General features: G+C 59.9%; 14 protein-coding genes. 6 read left to right on the top strand and 8 right to left on the bottom strand.

Annotated elements, in window-relative coordinates; all coding sequences use genetic code 11:
• Positions 1-9: 9 nt before the first annotated feature.
• From mtnC to smrA, 8 genes are all read right to left on the bottom strand, one after another.
• The gene (mtnC, locus tag ACESMW_RS13875; RefSeq protein ID WP_372987613.1) at positions 10-699 is read right to left on the bottom strand and encodes an acireductone synthase; all 690 of its coding nucleotides are present in this window, start codon (positions 697-699) and stop codon (positions 10-12) included.
• The gene (locus ACESMW_RS13870) at positions 696-1,256 is read right to left on the bottom strand and encodes a 1,2-dihydroxy-3-keto-5-methylthiopentene dioxygenase (protein ID WP_372987612.1); all 561 of its coding nucleotides are present in this window, start codon (positions 1,254-1,256) and stop codon (positions 696-698) included. The genes mtnC and ACESMW_RS13870 overlap by 4 nt, the downstream gene beginning before the upstream one ends.
• Positions 1,253-1,879 (bottom strand): methylthioribulose 1-phosphate dehydratase, encoded by a 627-nt coding sequence (locus ACESMW_RS13865; protein ID WP_372987611.1) that lies wholly within the window; start codon positions 1,877-1,879, stop codon positions 1,253-1,255. Before ACESMW_RS13865 ends, ACESMW_RS13870 begins: the two co-directional genes overlap by 4 nt.
• Before the next feature lie 71 nt (positions 1,880-1,950).
• Positions 1,951-2,919 (bottom strand): XdhC family protein, encoded by a 969-nt coding sequence (locus tag ACESMW_RS13860; RefSeq protein ID WP_372987610.1) that lies wholly within the window; start codon positions 2,917-2,919, stop codon positions 1,951-1,953.
• Positions 2,920-2,938: 19 nt separating this feature from the next.
• Positions 2,939-5,143 (bottom strand): xanthine dehydrogenase family protein molybdopterin-binding subunit, encoded by a 2,205-nt coding sequence (locus tag ACESMW_RS13855; RefSeq protein ID WP_372987609.1) that lies wholly within the window; start codon positions 5,141-5,143, stop codon positions 2,939-2,941.
• Position 5,144: 1 nt separating this feature from the next.
• Positions 5,145-5,624 carry a (2Fe-2S)-binding protein gene (locus tag ACESMW_RS13850; protein WP_372987608.1) on the bottom strand — a complete coding sequence of 160 codons (480 nt, stop codon included), beginning with the start codon at positions 5,622-5,624 and terminating at the stop codon, positions 5,145-5,147.
• A gap of 72 nt (positions 5,625-5,696) precedes the next feature.
• On the bottom strand, positions 5,697-5,891 hold the full coding sequence (locus ACESMW_RS13845; RefSeq protein WP_372987607.1) for a hypothetical protein: 195 nt from the start codon (positions 5,889-5,891) through the stop codon (positions 5,697-5,699).
• 60 nt (positions 5,892-5,951) lie between these two features.
• Positions 5,952-6,533 carry a DNA endonuclease SmrA gene (gene smrA / locus ACESMW_RS13840; protein ID WP_372987606.1) on the bottom strand — a complete coding sequence of 194 codons (582 nt, stop codon included), beginning with the start codon at positions 6,531-6,533 and terminating at the stop codon, positions 5,952-5,954.
• A gap of 169 nt (positions 6,534-6,702) precedes the next feature.
• Between smrA and ACESMW_RS13835 the strand changes: the two genes are divergently transcribed.
• The 6 genes from ACESMW_RS13835 to ACESMW_RS13810 all read left to right on the top strand — a co-directional run bounded on the left by ACESMW_RS13835 (position 6,703) and on the right by ACESMW_RS13810 (position 15,754).
• Positions 6,703-8,616 (top strand): putative nucleotidyltransferase substrate binding domain-containing protein, encoded by a 1,914-nt coding sequence (locus ACESMW_RS13835; RefSeq protein ID WP_372987605.1) that lies wholly within the window; start codon positions 6,703-6,705, stop codon positions 8,614-8,616.
• A gap of 12 nt (positions 8,617-8,628) precedes the next feature.
• Positions 8,629-9,336 carry a PolC-type DNA polymerase III gene (locus ACESMW_RS13830; RefSeq protein WP_372987604.1) on the top strand — a complete coding sequence of 236 codons (708 nt, stop codon included), beginning with the start codon at positions 8,629-8,631 and terminating at the stop codon, positions 9,334-9,336.
• A 210-nt stretch (positions 9,337-9,546) separates the two neighbouring features.
• A complete protein-coding gene (locus ACESMW_RS13825; RefSeq protein WP_113862171.1) occupies positions 9,547-9,810 on the top strand; it encodes a DUF4212 domain-containing protein in 264 nt (87 codons plus the stop codon).
• Between the two features lie 6 nt (positions 9,811-9,816).
• A complete protein-coding gene (locus tag ACESMW_RS13820) occupies positions 9,817-11,583 on the top strand; it encodes a sodium:solute symporter family protein (protein WP_372987603.1) in 1,767 nt (588 codons plus the stop codon).
• A gap of 97 nt (positions 11,584-11,680) precedes the next feature.
• Entirely contained in the window at positions 11,681-12,187 is a 507-nt protein-coding gene (locus ACESMW_RS13815) for a hypothetical protein (RefSeq protein WP_372987602.1), read from the top strand.
• 51 nt (positions 12,188-12,238) lie between these two features.
• Complete coding sequence (locus ACESMW_RS13810; RefSeq protein ID WP_372987601.1) at positions 12,239-15,754, top strand: NahK/ErcS family hybrid sensor histidine kinase/response regulator; 3,516 nt, start codon at positions 12,239-12,241, stop codon at positions 15,752-15,754.
• Positions 15,755-16,040: the final 286 nt, after the last annotated feature.

Here is a 16,040-nt window from a genome sequence, read left to right as displayed (position 1 = left end):
GTGGAGGCGTCAGCGCTTGCGCAGCAGGGTCTCCACCTCCGAGAAGTCGCGGGCGACAAAACGGCCGGTGTCGGGCAGCTCGCCCTCCCGGACCAGCCAGGCGGTCTTCATGCCGGCAGCCTCTGCCGCTTCAAGCTCCGCCTCGACATCAGACAGGAACAGCACGGTCCCCGGCTCGACACCCAGCTCTTTCAGAATATTACGATAGGAATCGGCGTCTTTCTTGCCGCCGATGCGGGTATCGAAATACCCCGAGAAAAACGGCGTGAAATCACCTTCAGTGGTAAAACCGAAAATGAGCTTCTGGGCCTTCACCGAACCGGAGGAGTAGATGAACAGACGCAGCCCCCGATCATGCCACCGCTGCAGGTAATCGGCCGCGTCCGGGTAGATATGGCCCTTCAGCTCGCCCTTCTGGTAGCCCTGTTCCCAGACCATGCCCTGCAGGGCTTTCAGGGAGGTTTCCTTGCGGTCCTCCCGGATCCACTGCTGGAGCACCTCGACAAGGCCCTCCACATCCTGTCGATCAACGTCACTTTTTGCGGCAACCGCATCGAGCTGCTCAGCCACGGCAGGTTCATTCCGGTTTTCGGTCACGAATCCGGGCAGGTGTTCAGCTGCAAACGGGAACAGCACGTCATGCACAAATGAAATGGAGCTGGTGGTGCCCTCAATGTCGGTCAGGATAACCCGGATCATCCACCCGCCTCCGCCAGCGCTTCGTACCGGGGCAGTCGGCTGGCAATGTCCTCGCCGGTAAAGTCGGCGACCCAGCCTTCGGGATTGCTGAACAACCGGATGCAGGTGAATTCCGGCTCAGGCCCCATGTCAAACCAGTGCCGGGTGCCGTCCGGGACGCTGATCAGGTCATTCTTCTGGCACATGACCGCGTAGACCTGGTCACCGAAGTGCAGGTAGAACAGGCCCTGGCCCCGCACGAAGAACCGCACCTCGTCCTCACTGTGGGTGTGCTCATCCAGGAACTTCTGGCGGAAGGCCTCTTTTTGCGGGTTATCCGGGTTCAGACTGATCACATCGGCGGTCTGGAATCCGCATTCTTCCTTCAGTCGGGCCACTTCCTCACTGTAGGCCTCCAGGATCTGTTCCTGGGTGGCATCGGCCGGCAAGTCTCGGGTCGGCCACTGCTCGAAGCGAATGCCCTTGGTGGCCAGCAGCTCACGGATTTCCGACGGGTTTTCCGTCACGGTCCGGGCGTGCTCGGGCTGGCTTTGATCAAAGATGCTCAGGGTGGTCATGGGCGGACCCTCATGGTTTCAAGTTCACATTCAAAGAGGAATTCAAACGCTTCCACATGGCGCAGGCAATCGGCCATGGTATTGCCCCAGGTGTACAGGCCGTGGCCCCGGATCAGGTAGCCCGGCTGCTCCGGATGCTCCGCAAACCAGGCCTTGGTATCCCGGGCGAGCGCATCAATATCCTGGGTGTTGTCGAACACCGGAACCGTCAGCACGGATTCATGGGTCTGCACGCCGGCGAACGCCTTCTGCAGCTCATAGCCTTCCAGTTCCAGTGCCCGGCCCGGCTCAAGCAGCCGGCTCAGCACGGTCGCTTTCACCGAATGGGTGTGCAGCACCGCCCCGACCTCCGGGAACAGTTCATAAAGTACGGTGTGCAGACGGGTTTCTGCCGAGGAACGGCAGTTACTCTGAACCGGCTGGCCGGACAGGTCCACCACCATCACATCCCCGGCCCCCAGCTGCCCCTTGTGCCGGCCGGAAACCGTGATCGCAATGTGCTCGTCGTCAATCCGCGCCGAGTAATTGCTGCTGGTGGCCGGCGACCAGCCCCGCTGATACAGGAAGCGGCCGGCGTCAACGATGGATTCTGCCGCAACGGCGTATCGGGTGATATCAAACACGGTGTTCCTCCACGGACCAGGTGCCAGGGTGTCCCCGCCGCCCGGAGATTATCAACCCTCATTTGCCGCCATTATAGGGATGCTTGGGCGGCCCGCAAATCATGTCGTGCGGCAATCAGGTCCGCCACGATCGAAATGGCAATTTCCGCTGGAGTCTTGCTGGGAATGTTGACCCCGATTGGCGCCCTGAGCCGGGAAAGAGCCGCCTCATCGAGCCCCAGATCGGCGAGTCTGGAACGACGTGCCTCGGAGGTTTTGCGAGAGCCCATGGCACCGACATAGAACGCCGGTGACTGCAGCGCCGCCAGCAACCCCATGTCATCCACCCGGGGGTCATGGGCCAGCGCCAGAATCCCGCACCATCGATCACCAAAGTCGTCAGCAATGAGGTCGTCCGGCAGCCGACGGCTCAGGGGGATATGCGGATACTGCCAGCCGTCCGCAAAGGTATCCCGGGGTTCGCACAGGGTAACGGTGAACTCGGCGGCCGAGGCAAACTCCGCCACATGGCGCGCCACCTCCCCGGCACCGATCAGCAGCAGGCGACATTCCGGCTGCAGGGTGTGAACCAGGGTCTGCCCGTCGAAAGCCACGCCATTGCGGGCGTTGCCGTCTTCGCCTATAAGGCCCATTCCGCCGCCGACTATTACTTTCCGCCTGATCGGTTGCCGTTCAGAAAGTGCCCTGGACACTCTCTCGATATGAGGCAAGTGGTCCGACGCGACCAGAGGTTCGACCAGCAACCGGATCCGTCCACCACAGGGTAACTGGAAACGGTCCCGGTCCCCGTCGGTGATGCCGTAATCAATCAGGATGGATTCGACGGGCCCCTCGGCGGCGGTTCGGCGCAGCAGATCCTCTTCCAGGCAGCCGCCGGACACAGACCCGCTCCAGTGACCAGTCTCCGACACTGCCAGCCAAGAGCCAACCGGCCTCGGGGACGAACCCCAGGTTTCCACAATGGTGCACAACCAGACCCGCTCGCCGGCAGCCAGCCAGTGGCGGACACTCTCCATAACCGAGGCCTGGCCGGAAATCACGGGCGCGCTCCCACAGCCATCAGGCCTCCGCCTTCAGAGGCAGGGTCCGCTGGCGCTTGCCGGTCAGGGCAAACAGAGCATTGCCCAGGGCCGGAATCACCGGGGGCACACCGGGCTCACCGACCCCGGTCGGTGTCTCGGTGCTGTCCACAATCTCCACCTCGACCTCCGGGCGCTCGTACTGCCGCATCAGCGGATAGTCGTGGAAGTTGGATTGCTGGACTTCGCCCTGCTCCAGGGTTATTTCCCCATACAACGCAGCCGTCAGGCCGAACAGGATACCGCCCTCGATCTGGTCGACCACGATCGCCGGGTTGACCACCTGGCCACAATCGACGGCAGCGGCAACCTTATAGACCCGGATCAAGCCATTCTCGAGACCAGCTTCCACAACCTGGGCCACGTAGGTGCCGAAGCTGCGCATCAGGGCAATGCCCCTGGCCCGCCCCTCCGGTACCGGGGTATCCCAGCCGCCCAATCGGGCCGCCCGGTCCAGTACCTCCCGGTGTCTCGGCTCGTGCACCAGCAGGCGGCGACGGAAACGGTAAGGGTCCTGCCCCGCCTCATGGGCCAGTTCATCCATGAAGGTTTCGACGGCAAAGCCGTTATGGGAGTATCCCACCGAGCGCCACCAGGTAATGGGAACACCCGGATCGATGTGGGTATGTCGAATATCGATGTTAGCCACCTGGTAGGGATACTCGATCGCCCCCTCGATGGCGGAAATATCTTTCGGGGTGGCAATGCCTTCAGCCCAGACCCCGACCTTGCCGAGGGTGTCGTAGAGGAACCTGGGCGTCCACGGGAACTGGGCGGGGCCGGCATTGCGAACGTACCAGTTCAGAATCTGCGGCCCGACGATCTGGTGATCCCAGCCACTGAGCTCACCCTTGTTCACGCCCGCCCTCATCCGGTGCAGCATCGCCGGCCGGTACAGGTCTTGGCGGGTATCCTCTTCCCGGGACCAGATCACCTTCACCGGCCGGTCCATCCGGAACGCGACGGCTGCGGCTTCTTCAATATAGTCCTGGGTCAGGCGCCGGCCAAAGCCACCCCCGAGGAAGGTGGTGTTGATGGTAACCTCATCCGGGGCCAGATCGGTCACCCGGGCAACGGCAATCCGGCCAAGATCCGGCGCCTGGGTCGGCGCCCAGACCTCCATATGATTGTTGCGGTACCAGGCGGTGGCGTTCATGGGCTCAAGGGTGGCGTGTGCCAGGTAAGGCTGGCTGTACTGGGCCTCCACCACCTTGTCAGCGTTTGCCAGAACACTGTCGGTATCGCCCTCACTACGCTCTGACTCGCCGGCATCCTCGTCAGCAGCCTTGCGATAGGTTTCGAACACCTCTGGCGTGGACAACCCCAGCGCCCCGGAGAAATCCCACTGGACCTTCAGAGCCTCCTGGGCCTTACGGGCACGCCAGTACTTGTCAGCGACGATGGCCACGCCCCGCTCGATTTCCATGACCTCCAGAACCCCGGCCATGGCGCGGACCTCATCGCCATTGAACGACTGAACCTTGCCACCGTAACGGGGTGAGCGGGTGACCACCGCATACACCATGTCCGGCAGACTGACATCAATGCCGTACGCGGCTGTACCGGTCGACTTTGCCCTGGCGTCCAGCCGTCGGTTCTGTTTGCCGATGTATTTCCACTCTGCCGCGGGCTTCAGGGCAACATCCCCACGCAGAATTTCTTTTGATGCCAGCTCGACCAGCTGGCCGTAACGCATGGAATCAATGCCATTGGGGTGGACGACCCGGCCTTCACTGGCCGAACATTCTGCGGCATCGACCCGCCAGACGCCCGCAGCGGCCCGAACCAGCATCTCCCGAGCCTCCGCACCGGCGGTTCTCAGGGGCTCCCAGCTGGTAGCCAGACTGGTGCTGCCACCGGTGAGCTGCAGCTTGTACAACGGATTCTTGTACTCGTCGGCAACCGGGGCAAAACGCGGCTCGATGGCTTCTGGCGCCACTTCCAGTTCCTCGGCAATCAGGGTGGTGAGACCGGTGTAGGTACCCTGTCCCATTTCCACCCGCGCCAGGGTGAAATAGATCCGGTCATCCCGGGTAATCTCCAGCCAGGCATCCGGTCGCCATTCGCCGGTCTCCTCCTCGTAGCCCGTGGGAAGTCCGGCGCAGCCGGGCAAAGACAGGGAAAGCATCAGGCTGCCGGAGGCACCGGCACCGACTTTCAGGAAATCCCTTCGGTTCATCGCCATGTCACGCCTCCTCCTGGGCCGGTTTCTCGCCAGCAACCACGGATTCCACGGCAGCGATGATCCGGCTGTAGGTACCACACCGGCACAGATTGCCGGTCATTGCCGCAACGATCTCGTCACGGTCCGGAGAAGGGGTGTTCGCCAGCAAATGGGCAGCGCTCATGATCTGACCGGACTGGCAATAACCACACTGGGGCACCCCATGGTCAATCCAGGCCTGCTGCAAAGCATGCAGCCGGTCACCACTGCCCAGACCTTCAATGGTGGTCACTTCGCCATTGTCTGCCATTTCCACCGGAGTGGAACAGGAGCGCACCGGCTGCCCGTTCAGGTGCACCGTACAGGCGCCACACAGCCCTGCTCCACACCCGAACTTGGTGCCCGGCAGCCCCAGCTCGTCCCGCAGCACCCATAACAGGGGCGTATCAGCCTCGATATCCAGCGAGTGAGTCTCGCCATTCACTGTCAGGCGCAATGCCATTCCCTCTCTCCTGTGCAGGGGCCTTTTACCAGCCCTTTTCTGTTATTAGGGGGCAGGTCGACACCGGGCTTGCTATTTGACGACCTCCTCGCCGTCCTTGTTCACCCAGATCTTGCGTTCGCCGGATTCCATCTGACCGTTCGAATCCCATACTTCGCGGCTCTCCGTAGCTTCCTCGACCTTGCCGTTATCATTCCAGATCACGCGATCCTTGCAGCCGGCCAGAGCCAGCACTGAGAACACAATCACAACGAACTGCTTAACCACACTTACCTCCAATACCGGTTATTCCGGTGTTTCAACATGACGCTGGAAAGGAATGGAAGCCTACCGGCTTCCGTGGATTTCACGATTGCGCTGCTTGTCGCGGTCACTCTTCCGTACCATGACATACACCGCCCCGGTGCCACCATGGTGTTTTTGGGCCGAATGAAACGCCAGCACATCGTCAAGCTCGGGTAGCCACTTGGCGAGATAGCTTTTCAGCTGGGCGATGCCGTCAGGATTACGCTCGCCCTTGCCGTGAAGGATGATCACCGAGCGAAGGCCGTAACGGACGCAATCACCGATGAACGTGAATACTTCCCGCCTGGCCTGCTCAACGGTCATCCGGTGCAGGTCAAGGCGGGCTTCGATGGGATACTGCCCCAGGCGGAGCTTACGAAAGACACCATGCTGGATGCCCGGCCGCTGCCAACTCAGAATGTCGTAAGCTGTCAGCGGCTCCACCATATCGGAAGTCAGTGGATTGACATCTTTCAGGGGTTTTTCCACGGCCGCGCGCTGACGCTCCAGATGACCCGGAGTCAGTTCCCTGGGCGTAGAGACCTCAGCCCGGTTCGGTTTGCGGATGCGCCGGACGTCCTTCATTTCTTCCAGGAAGGCCAGGCGCTCATCTTTACTGGTCATGGATCGGTTTGTATCTGGTTTGATTGATGTCAGAACTTTACCACCGCCCCGGTATACCATAAAGAAAGCAACCACCCAGACTGCCGCCTGCGACCAAAATCGTAGGGCCCGATGCCGCGCCCTGCACTACACTCAGGCGGACAATAATAACGAGCGAACGGATCCGGATATGGCCTCGAACCAGGACAGTAACCGCCCCCAGAACACTCGCGCCATCATGAGCTTCCTGCGGGAACATGCACCCTTCTCCAGCATGGACGACGCGCATCTGGCCCATTTTGCCGAGCACGCGACTCTCAGATTCTTTGCCGATGGTGACGAAGTACTCTCTCCGGATGACGGTGTCGTCAGACGATTTTACGTGGTCAAACAGGGACGAATCCGTGGCGAACGCCATAATGAAAAGGAAGACCGTACCGAGACCACCTTTGAAATCAGTCGGGGCGAATGTTTCCCATTGGCCGCGATCATTGGCGAACGCCCCACCCGCACCCTGCACCGGGCTGACGGCGACACCTTCTGCCTGAGCATCGAGCAGGATGCCTTCATTACCCTGTTTTCCGAAAGCGACCCGTTCCGGGACTTCTGCCTCAGGGGCGTCAGCAGCCTGCTTGATCAGGTAAACCAGCGCATCCAGTCCAACGCCATGGCGTCTATGGGTTCCAGCAACAGCCTGGACACGCCGCTGGAACGCTACGCCCTGCGCAATCCCATCGTCTGCTCCCCGGATCTGCCGGTGCGCAAGGCGGTGGCGCGCATGCACGAGAACAACGTCGGCAGCATCATTATTACCGACGATAACCGGCATCCGACCGGCATTTTTACCCTGCGGGATCTGCGCACCATGATTGCCGAGGAGAAAGGGCCACTGGACACACCTGTCCGGCAGGTAATGACACCCGAGCCGTGCCGGCTGCCGGCCCATGCGGACGCCTTCGAAGCCGCCATGCTGATGGCCGAACACCATTTCGCCCACCTTTGCGTGGTGGATGATGAACAGCGCCTGATCGGCGTGGTCTCCGAGCGCGATTTGTTCGCCCTGCAGCGGGTGGACCTGGTCAACCTGGCACGTACCATTGGTACGGCCACTCATCTGCGAACCCTGGTAAGCCTGCGCAGCGACGTGTCCCGGCTGGTGGACGCCATGCTTGCCCACGGTGCCGATTCCGGTCAGGTGGTCAAGATCATCACCACCCTCAATGACGTCACGGTGCGCCGGGTACTGGAACTGAATCTCAAGAAAAACGACCCTGGCATCCCCTTCACCTGGCTCACCTTCGGCTCCGAAGGCAGGCAGGAACAGACCCTGCTCACCGACCAGGACAACGGCATCCTGTTCCGGACGCCCGAAGGTATGACGGAGGAGCAGGTCCGGGAGAAATTATTGCCCTTTGCCCAGACCATTAATCAAGAGCTGGCCGAGTGCGGCTTCACCCTGTGCAAGGGCAACATCATGGCCAGCAACCCGAAACTGTGCCTGAGCGACCGGGAGTGGGACGACTGGTTTATCCGGTTTATCGACGCCTCCACGCCCCAGAACCTGGTGTACTCTTCCATCTTCCTGGACATGCGGGCGGTGTTCGGCCCGACCGAGCCCTTGCATGCACTCCTGGAGAAGGTCTTGGCACGAATCCGCAAGAACGCCCTGTTCCAGAAGATGCTGGCCGGCAACGCACTGCAGCGCAAACCGCCGCTGACGATGTTCCGCAACTTCCGTTATCTGAACGAGGAGAAAAAACACGCCCTGGATCTTAAACGTCAGGGTCTGGCGCCGTTTGTGGAAGCAGTGCGGGTATTCGCCCTGGCCAATGGTGTGGAGACCGCCAATACCCTGGAACGGATGGAAGAACTTGCGAAGAAGGGGGTATTCGACCCCAAGGATGCCAATGCCTGGAAAGAAGCCTACAGCCTCATCCAGGCCATCCGAATGCGCGCCCACCAGGAAATGCTGGATCGCGGTGAGGAGCTGACCAACTACATTGATCCGGATGACCTGAACCCGCTGGACCGGCGGATCCTGCGCGAATCCTTCCGCCAGGCCCAGCGACTTCAGCAGAAGCTGGAAGTCACCTATCAACTCTGAGAGCCGGACAGGATGCTGGACTACATCAAACAATGGCTGGAACGGCGCCGGGCCGGCCAGATCGGAGAGCACGACTGGGATAATCTTCCTGCACCCAAAAGTGCAGACGACCAGCTGTTATCCAACAGCCGGCTGATCGTGCTCGACCTCGAAACCACCGGGCTTAACGCCGCCAAGGACGAGGTGATTGCCATTGGCGCCGTAGCCATCAGCGGTGGGGTGATCCACCTTGATGACCAGTTCGACCTGATTCTCAGACGCCCTGAGCTGGATATCAGTGAAACGGTACTTATCCATGGCATCGGGCCGGAAGCCCTGACCCAGGGCCACGAAACCGAGGATGCCCTGCTGTACCTGCTCGAATGGATGAACGGCGACCCGGTGCTCGCCTACCACTCAGCATTCGATCAGAAATTCCTGGAAAAGACCCTCAAGGCCGAACTGGGCTATACCCAGCAACACCTGTGGATCGATGTCGCCGACCTGCTACCGGCGTTTTTCCCGGACGCCAGGACCGGTGGCAAGGGTCTGGACAACTGGGCGGATTTCTTCGGGCTCGAGGTCAGCGAACGCCATCAGGCCGCAGCCGATGCGCTCGCCACGGCCGAACTCACCCTGGTGGCTCTGAACAAGGCCCGAAAGGAAAGTGTAAAAACTCTGAAAGAATTGAATGACAAGCTTCGATATCACCGGAGATTACAAAACATGCACCGTTTTTGAGGGAGGGCAAAACCGCTTCACAAAATTGACCGATCCCAAGGCAAATTACTGAGAATTAGACCTTTTGCCAATATCTATATGTTGGTTGACCAGTAAAGTCATTAGGGACAACAGTCGGAGAAGTACTTATATGAATAATAAATTCTCTAACCGAAATACCTCACCAAAAATCCATCCAACCTCCACAACAACAACACAGGAGTGAATCCTATGTCAGGTCATAGCTACGACGCTGAAAACTACTGGAAGGCGAACCTCCGCCTGATATTCGGGAGCCTGATTGTCTGGGCCCTGGTATCTTATGGCTGCGCCATCCTGCTTCGTCCGATGCTGGCGGGCATTCCCGTTGGCGGAACCGATCTGGGCTTCTGGTTCGCCCAGCAGGGCTCCATCCTTACCTTTATCGCTCTGATCTTCCACTACGCGTGGCGCATGAACAAGATCGACGAAAAATTCGGCGTACACGAGGAGTAAGGACGAATGAGCCAATTTGCAATCAACATCATTTTCGTAGGGGGCTCGTTCCTCCTCTATATCCTGATTGCTATCTGGGCGAAAGCCGGTAGCACCAAGGACTTCTACGTTGCCGGCGGCGGCGTTCACCCGGTCACCAACGGTATGGCGATCGGTGCAGACTGGATGTCAGCGGCATCCTTTATCTCCATGGCGGGTCTGATTGCCGCCGGTGGTTACGCCAACTCCACCTTCCTCATGGGCTGGACTGGCGGTTACGTACTGCTGGCCATGCTGCTGGCTCCGTACCTGCGTAAGTTCGGCAAGTTCACCGTGCCGGAGTTCATCGGCGACCGTTTCTACAGCAAGAACGCCCGCCTGGTGGCTGTTATCTGCCTGATCGTGGCTTCCGTGACCTATGTAATCGGTCAGATGGCCGGTGCCGGTGTTGCCTTCTCCCGCTTCCTGGAAGTTGACGCGACCCTGGGTCTGATCATCGCCGCAGTTGTGGTATTCATGTACGCCGTTATGGGTGGCATGAAAGGCATCACCTACACCCAGGTTGCCCAGTACTGCGTTCTGATCACCGCCTACACCATTCCGGCTGTGTTCATCTCCCTGCAACTGACCGGCAACCCGCTGCCTCCGCTGGGCCTGTTCTCGACCCACGCTGACTCCGGCCTGCCGATTCTGGAGAAACTGAACCAGGTCATCACCGACCTCGGCTTCAACTCCTACACTGCCGACATCGACAACAAGCTGAACATGGTTCTGTTCACCCTGTCCCTGATGATCGGTACTGCAGGTCTGCCGCACGTTATCATCCGGTTCTTCACCGTACCCAAGGTTGCCGACGCGCGCTGGTCAGCCGGCTGGGCCCTGGTCTTCATCGCCCTGCTGTACCTGACTGCTCCGGCCGTTGCTTCCATGGCTCGCCTGAACCTGATGACCACCATCTACCCGGATGGCACTGACGCGGCTCCGATCCTGTACGAAGAGCGTCCGAACTGGGTCAAGGAATGGGAAGTTACCGGTCTTATCCAGTTCGAGGACCTGAACAACGACGGCCGTATCCAGCACTACAACGCCAGCGAGTCCTTCCAGTCTGAAGCGGACGCACGTGGCTGGGCTGGCAACGAACTGACCGTTAACCGGGATATCCTGGTACTGGCCAACCCGGAAATCGCCAACCTGCCCGGCTGGGTAATCGGTCTGATTGCCGCCGGTGGTCTGGCAGCGGCACTGTCCACAGCGGCGGGTCTGTTGCTTGCTATCTCCTCTGCGGTGAGTCACGACCTGATCAAGGGTTCCATTAACCCGAACATCACGGAGAAAGGCGAACTGCTGGCAGCCCGGATCTCCATGGCTGTGGCGATCGTGGTGGCCACCTGGCTTGGTGCCAACCCACCGGGCTTCGCGGCACAGGTAGTAGCTCTGGCGTTCGGTATTGCCGCAGCCTCCCTGTTCCCGGCGCTGATGATGGGTATCTTCTCCAAGCGCGTAAACAACGTGGGTGCTATCTCCGGCATGCTCGCGGGTCTGGGCTTCACCCTGGCATACATCTTCGTGTACAAGGGCTGGCTGTTCATCCCGGGCACCAACAACCTGCCGGATACCCCTGAGAACTGGGTACTGGGCATCTCCCCGCTGTCTATCGGTGCGGTTGGTGCAATCGTCAACTTTGCGGTAGCCTTCGTTGTATCCAACGCAACAGAAGAACCGCCCGTTGAGATTCAGGAGCTGGTTGAAAGCGTCCGTTACCCGCGTGGTGCCGGTCAGGCTCAAGACCACTAAGCAACAACCCAACCTGATTCATTCGATGAATTGACAGGTTGAACCTGAACGGGCTTCCTCATCGAGGGAGCCCGTTCTTTTTTGAGGAAGTAGATTTATGTTCTGGACCTTTATCGCCACAGTCTTTTGCGGCCTCGGTGCTGCCGGCATTGCCCTGGGCATCCGCGCCATAACCCGCAACAAGGCACCCCGCTGGCTCATACCGGTATTCGCCGGCGCCGGCATGCTCGGCTATCTCATCTATGGCGAGTACACCTGGTACGATCACAAGCAAACCCAGCTGCCCGAAGAGGCCGTTATCGTTGGCACCGAGAGTGACGGCATCCTCTGGCGCCCCTGGACCTTCGTATTCCCTTACGTAACCGCGTTCTCGACCGTGGATGTTGAGAGCATCAGCCGCGATACCGACAACCCGGAGATCGTGCGCTTTACTCTGTACCGCTTCGAGCAAAAGATGACCGACGCTGTCTCCCATCGGGTTCATCTCATCAACTGCGAAAGCCGCGAGCTGGTTCCGTTGGGGGCTGACGGAAGGCCCCGGGTGGACAATATGAAGGTCCTCGAATCCGGTAACCCGCTGTTTCAGACCGTCTGCGCCGACTGACCGGAGGTTTGAAACGGAGATTCCAAGCTGATTTAACGAGAAGAGCGTTTCATGATTAGCGCCTGGCTGCTGGTATTAATCTCGATTACCTATATTTCCATCCTGTTTGTCATCGCGTGGGCCGGTGACAAGCATCCGGGACTGTACCGGAAACGCCTGGCGCGAACCCACATCTACGCCCTTTCCCTCGCGGTCTATTTTACCTCGTGGACCTTCTATGGCGCCGTCGGAAGGGCCACCCAGGAGGGCCTGGGCTTCCTGCCCATCTATCTCGGCCCCTTGCTCGTGTTTGTCTTCGGAGCTCCGTTGCTCCGACGTATCATCTACATCAGCAAGCGCAACAACAGCACCTCGATCGCCGACTTTATTGCCTCCCGGTACGGCAAATCCCAGCTTCTGGCAGCCATGATCGCCACCTTCGCGCTCATTGGCAGCGTGCCCTACATCGCCCTCCAGCTGAAAGCGATCGCCATGGGCTTCAACGTCCTGTCCGAGAGCGGCACCGGTTATCAGCAGCTCAGCTCTGCCGCCTGGAATGACTCGGCCTGGTACATCACCCTTGCCCTGGCCGTGTTCACCGTGCTGTTCGGGACCCGCCACCTGGAATCCACCGAGCACCACCGGGGCATGATCCAGGCGGTTGCCTTCGAATCCCTGATCAAACTCGTCGCGTTCGTTGCCGTCGGTCTGTTTGTGGGTTTCGGCCTGTTCAACGGCTTCGGAGATCTGTTTGCGCAGGTCCGGGCGGCAGATCTTACCCGTGCACTGACCACAGACGGTCTGGAGGCACCGGCCTTCATCACCCAGACCCTGGTGGCAATGCTGGCCATCATCTGCCTGCCACGACAGTTCCACGTCATGGTGGTGGAAAACACCGATCACCGGGACTTTGAAGTAGCACGCTGGGCGATGCCAATCTATCTGGTGGTCGCCAGTGCGTTCGTCCTGCCCATCGCGGCAGCCGGTCTGCTGTCACCGGATGCCATCATGGGCAATCCGGACATCCTCATCCTCCAGTTGCCCATCCTTGCCGGTGAGGAATGGCTGGCAATACTGGTGTTCCTCGGCGGTGGCTCGGCAGCGGCCGCGATGGTGATTGTCTGCTCGGTGGCGATCGCCACCATGGTCAGTAACGAAATCATCATGCCGGCACTGCTGAAGTTTTTCCGCCCCGGAATGAACCGACGTACAGACCTCAGTTACCTGCTGCTGAGTATTCGCCGGGTAGCAATCTTCGTGGTTCTGCTCACCGCTTACGGTTTTTACCGGATGGCCGGCGAAGACTACAGCCTGACTGCCTTCGGCTTGCTGTCATTTGCTGCGGCGGCACAGTTCGGCCCGGCACTGGTGGGCGGTATTATCTGGCGCAGGGGGAATTACATGGGCGCCGTCTGGGGCCTGGCCCTGGGCTTTCTGATGTGGTGCTACACCCTGCTCCTCCCGGCCCTGGCGACCACAGGCTGGATTGCGGACAGCCTGATCAATCACGGCCTCTGGGGCCTCAGCTGGACCCGGCCCACAGCCCTGTTCGGGTCCGACCTTGACCAGACCAGTCATGGCATCATCTGGAGCCTCGGGGTCAACACCGTGGCCTATGTCGTGCTCTCCATGCTGACCCGTCAGCGGGTGCGCGAGAAGATCCAGATTGCATCGTTTTTCCACGACCCCCAACCGAAAGCTGAAACCGCTCATCACCAGGGCTGGCAAGGTGAGATCCTGATTTCGGATCTGCAGGCACTGACCGACCGTTTCATGGGCGAGGAACGCTCGGAGACCATTTTCCGGAACTACGAACGGCGAAACGCCATTCGCCTGCACCCTCACCGGCCGGCCTCCACTCACCTGATGAAATACATCGAGCGCCAACTGGCTTCGGTGATAGGCGCTTCCACCGCCCGCGTTGTGCTTGAATCGACCCTCACCGGCCGGGACATGCAGATCGAGGATGTGGTCAGTATTGTCGATGAAGCCTCCCAGGCGATGACGTTCAGCCGGGAGCTGCTGCAATCGGCCATCGAGAATATAAGCCTCGGGGTCTCGGTAGTGAATCATCAACAACAACTGGTGGTCTGGAACCACCGCTACCTTGAGTTGTTTAACTACCCCAAGGGATTCGTTCGGGTTGGCCGCCCGGTGGAAGACCTGATGCGTTACAACCTCACCAACGCCAATCATTCCGCCCGACGCATCGATGAGATCATTGCCGACCGCTGCAACAGCATGCGCGAGGGCAAGCCGATGTCCTACGAGCGCCAACGCCCGGACGGCACGGTGCTCCGGATCGACGGCAGCCCCATCCCCGGTGGCGGCTACGTGACGACGTTCCAGGACATCACCGCCATGCGCCGGACCGAACAGGCGCTGAAAGAGACCAACATCTACCTGGAACAACGGGTCAAAGAACGCACCCAGGAGCTGCAGGTCATCAACGAGCAGATGCTCAAGGCCAAATCCGTTGCCGAGCAGGCCAACCAGAGCAAGACCCGGTTCCTCGCTTCAGCGAGCCACGACCTGTTGCAACCGCTCAATGCCGCACGCCTGTTTACCTCAGCTCTTGCCGGAAAGGCGAATGATGGCGAAACGAGAGAACTGGTGGAACATATCGACAGCTCCCTGGGAGCGGCGGAAGAAATTATCAGCACCCTCCTCGACATCTCCAAGCTGGACGCCGGGGCCCTTGAGCCGGATATCGGCGTATTCCCGGTCAACGAACTCTTGCGCCATCTCGCGACCGATTTTACCGCCATCGCCAAGGAGCAGGGCCTGGAGCTGCACGTGGTGCCCAGTACCGCCTGGGTGAGATCCGATGCCAAACTGCTGCGGCGGGTGGTCCAGAACTTCCTGTCGAACGCCATCCGCTACACGCCGAGCGGCAAGATCCTGATGGGATGCCGTCGACTGAAGGGGTACCTCCGGATCGAGGTGTGGGATACCGGTCCCGGTATTCCGGAAGACCAGCTGGCCCACATCTTTGAGGAATTCCGCCGTTTCCAGCATGGACGTGACAAGAAAGGCCTCGGGCTGGGACTGGCGATCGTCGACCGGATCAGCGGAATGCTCAACCATCCGGTCAGTGTCCATTCCATACAGGGCCGGGGTAGCGTGTTCGGAATTACTGTGCCGGTAGCCGCCCCCGATCAGACTCAACAAGCAGCCAAACCCTCCTCCGGCTCGAGACGGGTCTCAAGCCTGGGAGGCCTTCAGGTACTGTGTATCGACAATGATCCGGCCATTCTTCAGGGCATGGCTGCGCTGTTGGGGAACTGGCAGTGTGACGTAACCTCGGCGGAGAGCCTCGAGGATGCGCTGCAGAAGCTCAATGGCCAGCAGCCGGATATCATCCTTGCCGATTACCAGCTGGATGATAACCGCAATGGTCTTGACGCCATGGATAGCCTCAGAGCCGCTATCAGCGAGGATATTCCCGGGATACTGATCACCGGCTATATGGCGCCTGAAGTGCGTGAGGATGCGATTGAGCGGGGTTACCAGATTCTTTACAAGCCGGTTAAGCCTGCCGCGTTGAGGGCGATGGTGAACAAGCAGTTGAAGCAGAAGCGGGGGTGATGGGCTGCTGCCTTCTCAGCTGACTTCTAGTGTGCATAAAAAACCCCGGTGCCGTCATGGCCCGGGGTTTTGTTTTGTCTAAAGGAGAGGCTTGGGCAGCACGTGGATAGTTAGTGGGTGCGAAGAAGATGGTCTTTGGGCTCTGCTGCCAAGTGGTGATTCTATAGTGTTGGTGTTGGGTGTCGGCCTCGGGCAGTGCTTTGCACTGCAGATGACCTACTTTGCTCAGGCCTGTCGGCCTTCGGCCCTTCGGGCCCGTCGTCGCTTCGCTCCGACGTCCTGCGGC

The organism is Marinobacter sp. (genome assembly GCF_041690455.1).
Taxonomy (GTDB): domain Bacteria; phylum Pseudomonadota; class Gammaproteobacteria; order Pseudomonadales; family Oleiphilaceae; genus Marinobacter.
This window is presented reverse-complemented; position numbering and strand designations above follow the sequence as displayed.

What these genes read in the sequence shown, in the direction of transcription:
- ACESMW_RS13850 (WP_372987608.1), bottom strand. Translation starts at nt 5,624, where the DNA reads ATGGCATTGCGCCTGACAGTGAATGGCGAGACTCACTCGCTGGATATC.
- smrA (WP_372987606.1), bottom strand. Translation starts at nt 6,533, where the DNA reads ATGACCAGTAAAGATGAGCGCCTGGCCTTCCTGGAAGAAATGAAGGAC.
- ACESMW_RS13825 (WP_113862171.1), top strand. Translation starts at nt 9,547, where the DNA reads ATGTCAGGTCATAGCTACGACGCTGAAAACTACTGGAAGGCGAACCTC.
- ACESMW_RS13810 (WP_372987601.1), top strand. Translation starts at nt 12,239, where the DNA reads ATGATTAGCGCCTGGCTGCTGGTATTAATCTCGATTACCTATATTTCC.
- ACESMW_RS13835 (WP_372987605.1), top strand. Translation starts at nt 6,703, where the DNA reads ATGGCCTCGAACCAGGACAGTAACCGCCCCCAGAACACTCGCGCCATC.
- ACESMW_RS13830 (WP_372987604.1), top strand. Translation starts at nt 8,629, where the DNA reads ATGCTGGACTACATCAAACAATGGCTGGAACGGCGCCGGGCCGGCCAG.
- ACESMW_RS13855 (WP_372987609.1), bottom strand. Translation starts at nt 5,143, where the DNA reads ATGGCGATGAACCGAAGGGATTTCCTGAAAGTCGGTGCCGGTGCCTCC.
- ACESMW_RS13815 (WP_372987602.1), top strand. Translation starts at nt 11,681, where the DNA reads ATGTTCTGGACCTTTATCGCCACAGTCTTTTGCGGCCTCGGTGCTGCC.
- ACESMW_RS13870 (WP_372987612.1), bottom strand. Translation starts at nt 1,256, where the DNA reads ATGACCACCCTGAGCATCTTTGATCAAAGCCAGCCCGAGCACGCCCGG.
- ACESMW_RS13820 (WP_372987603.1), top strand. Translation starts at nt 9,817, where the DNA reads ATGAGCCAATTTGCAATCAACATCATTTTCGTAGGGGGCTCGTTCCTC.
- mtnC (WP_372987613.1), bottom strand. Translation starts at nt 699, where the DNA reads ATGATCCGGGTTATCCTGACCGACATTGAGGGCACCACCAGCTCCATT.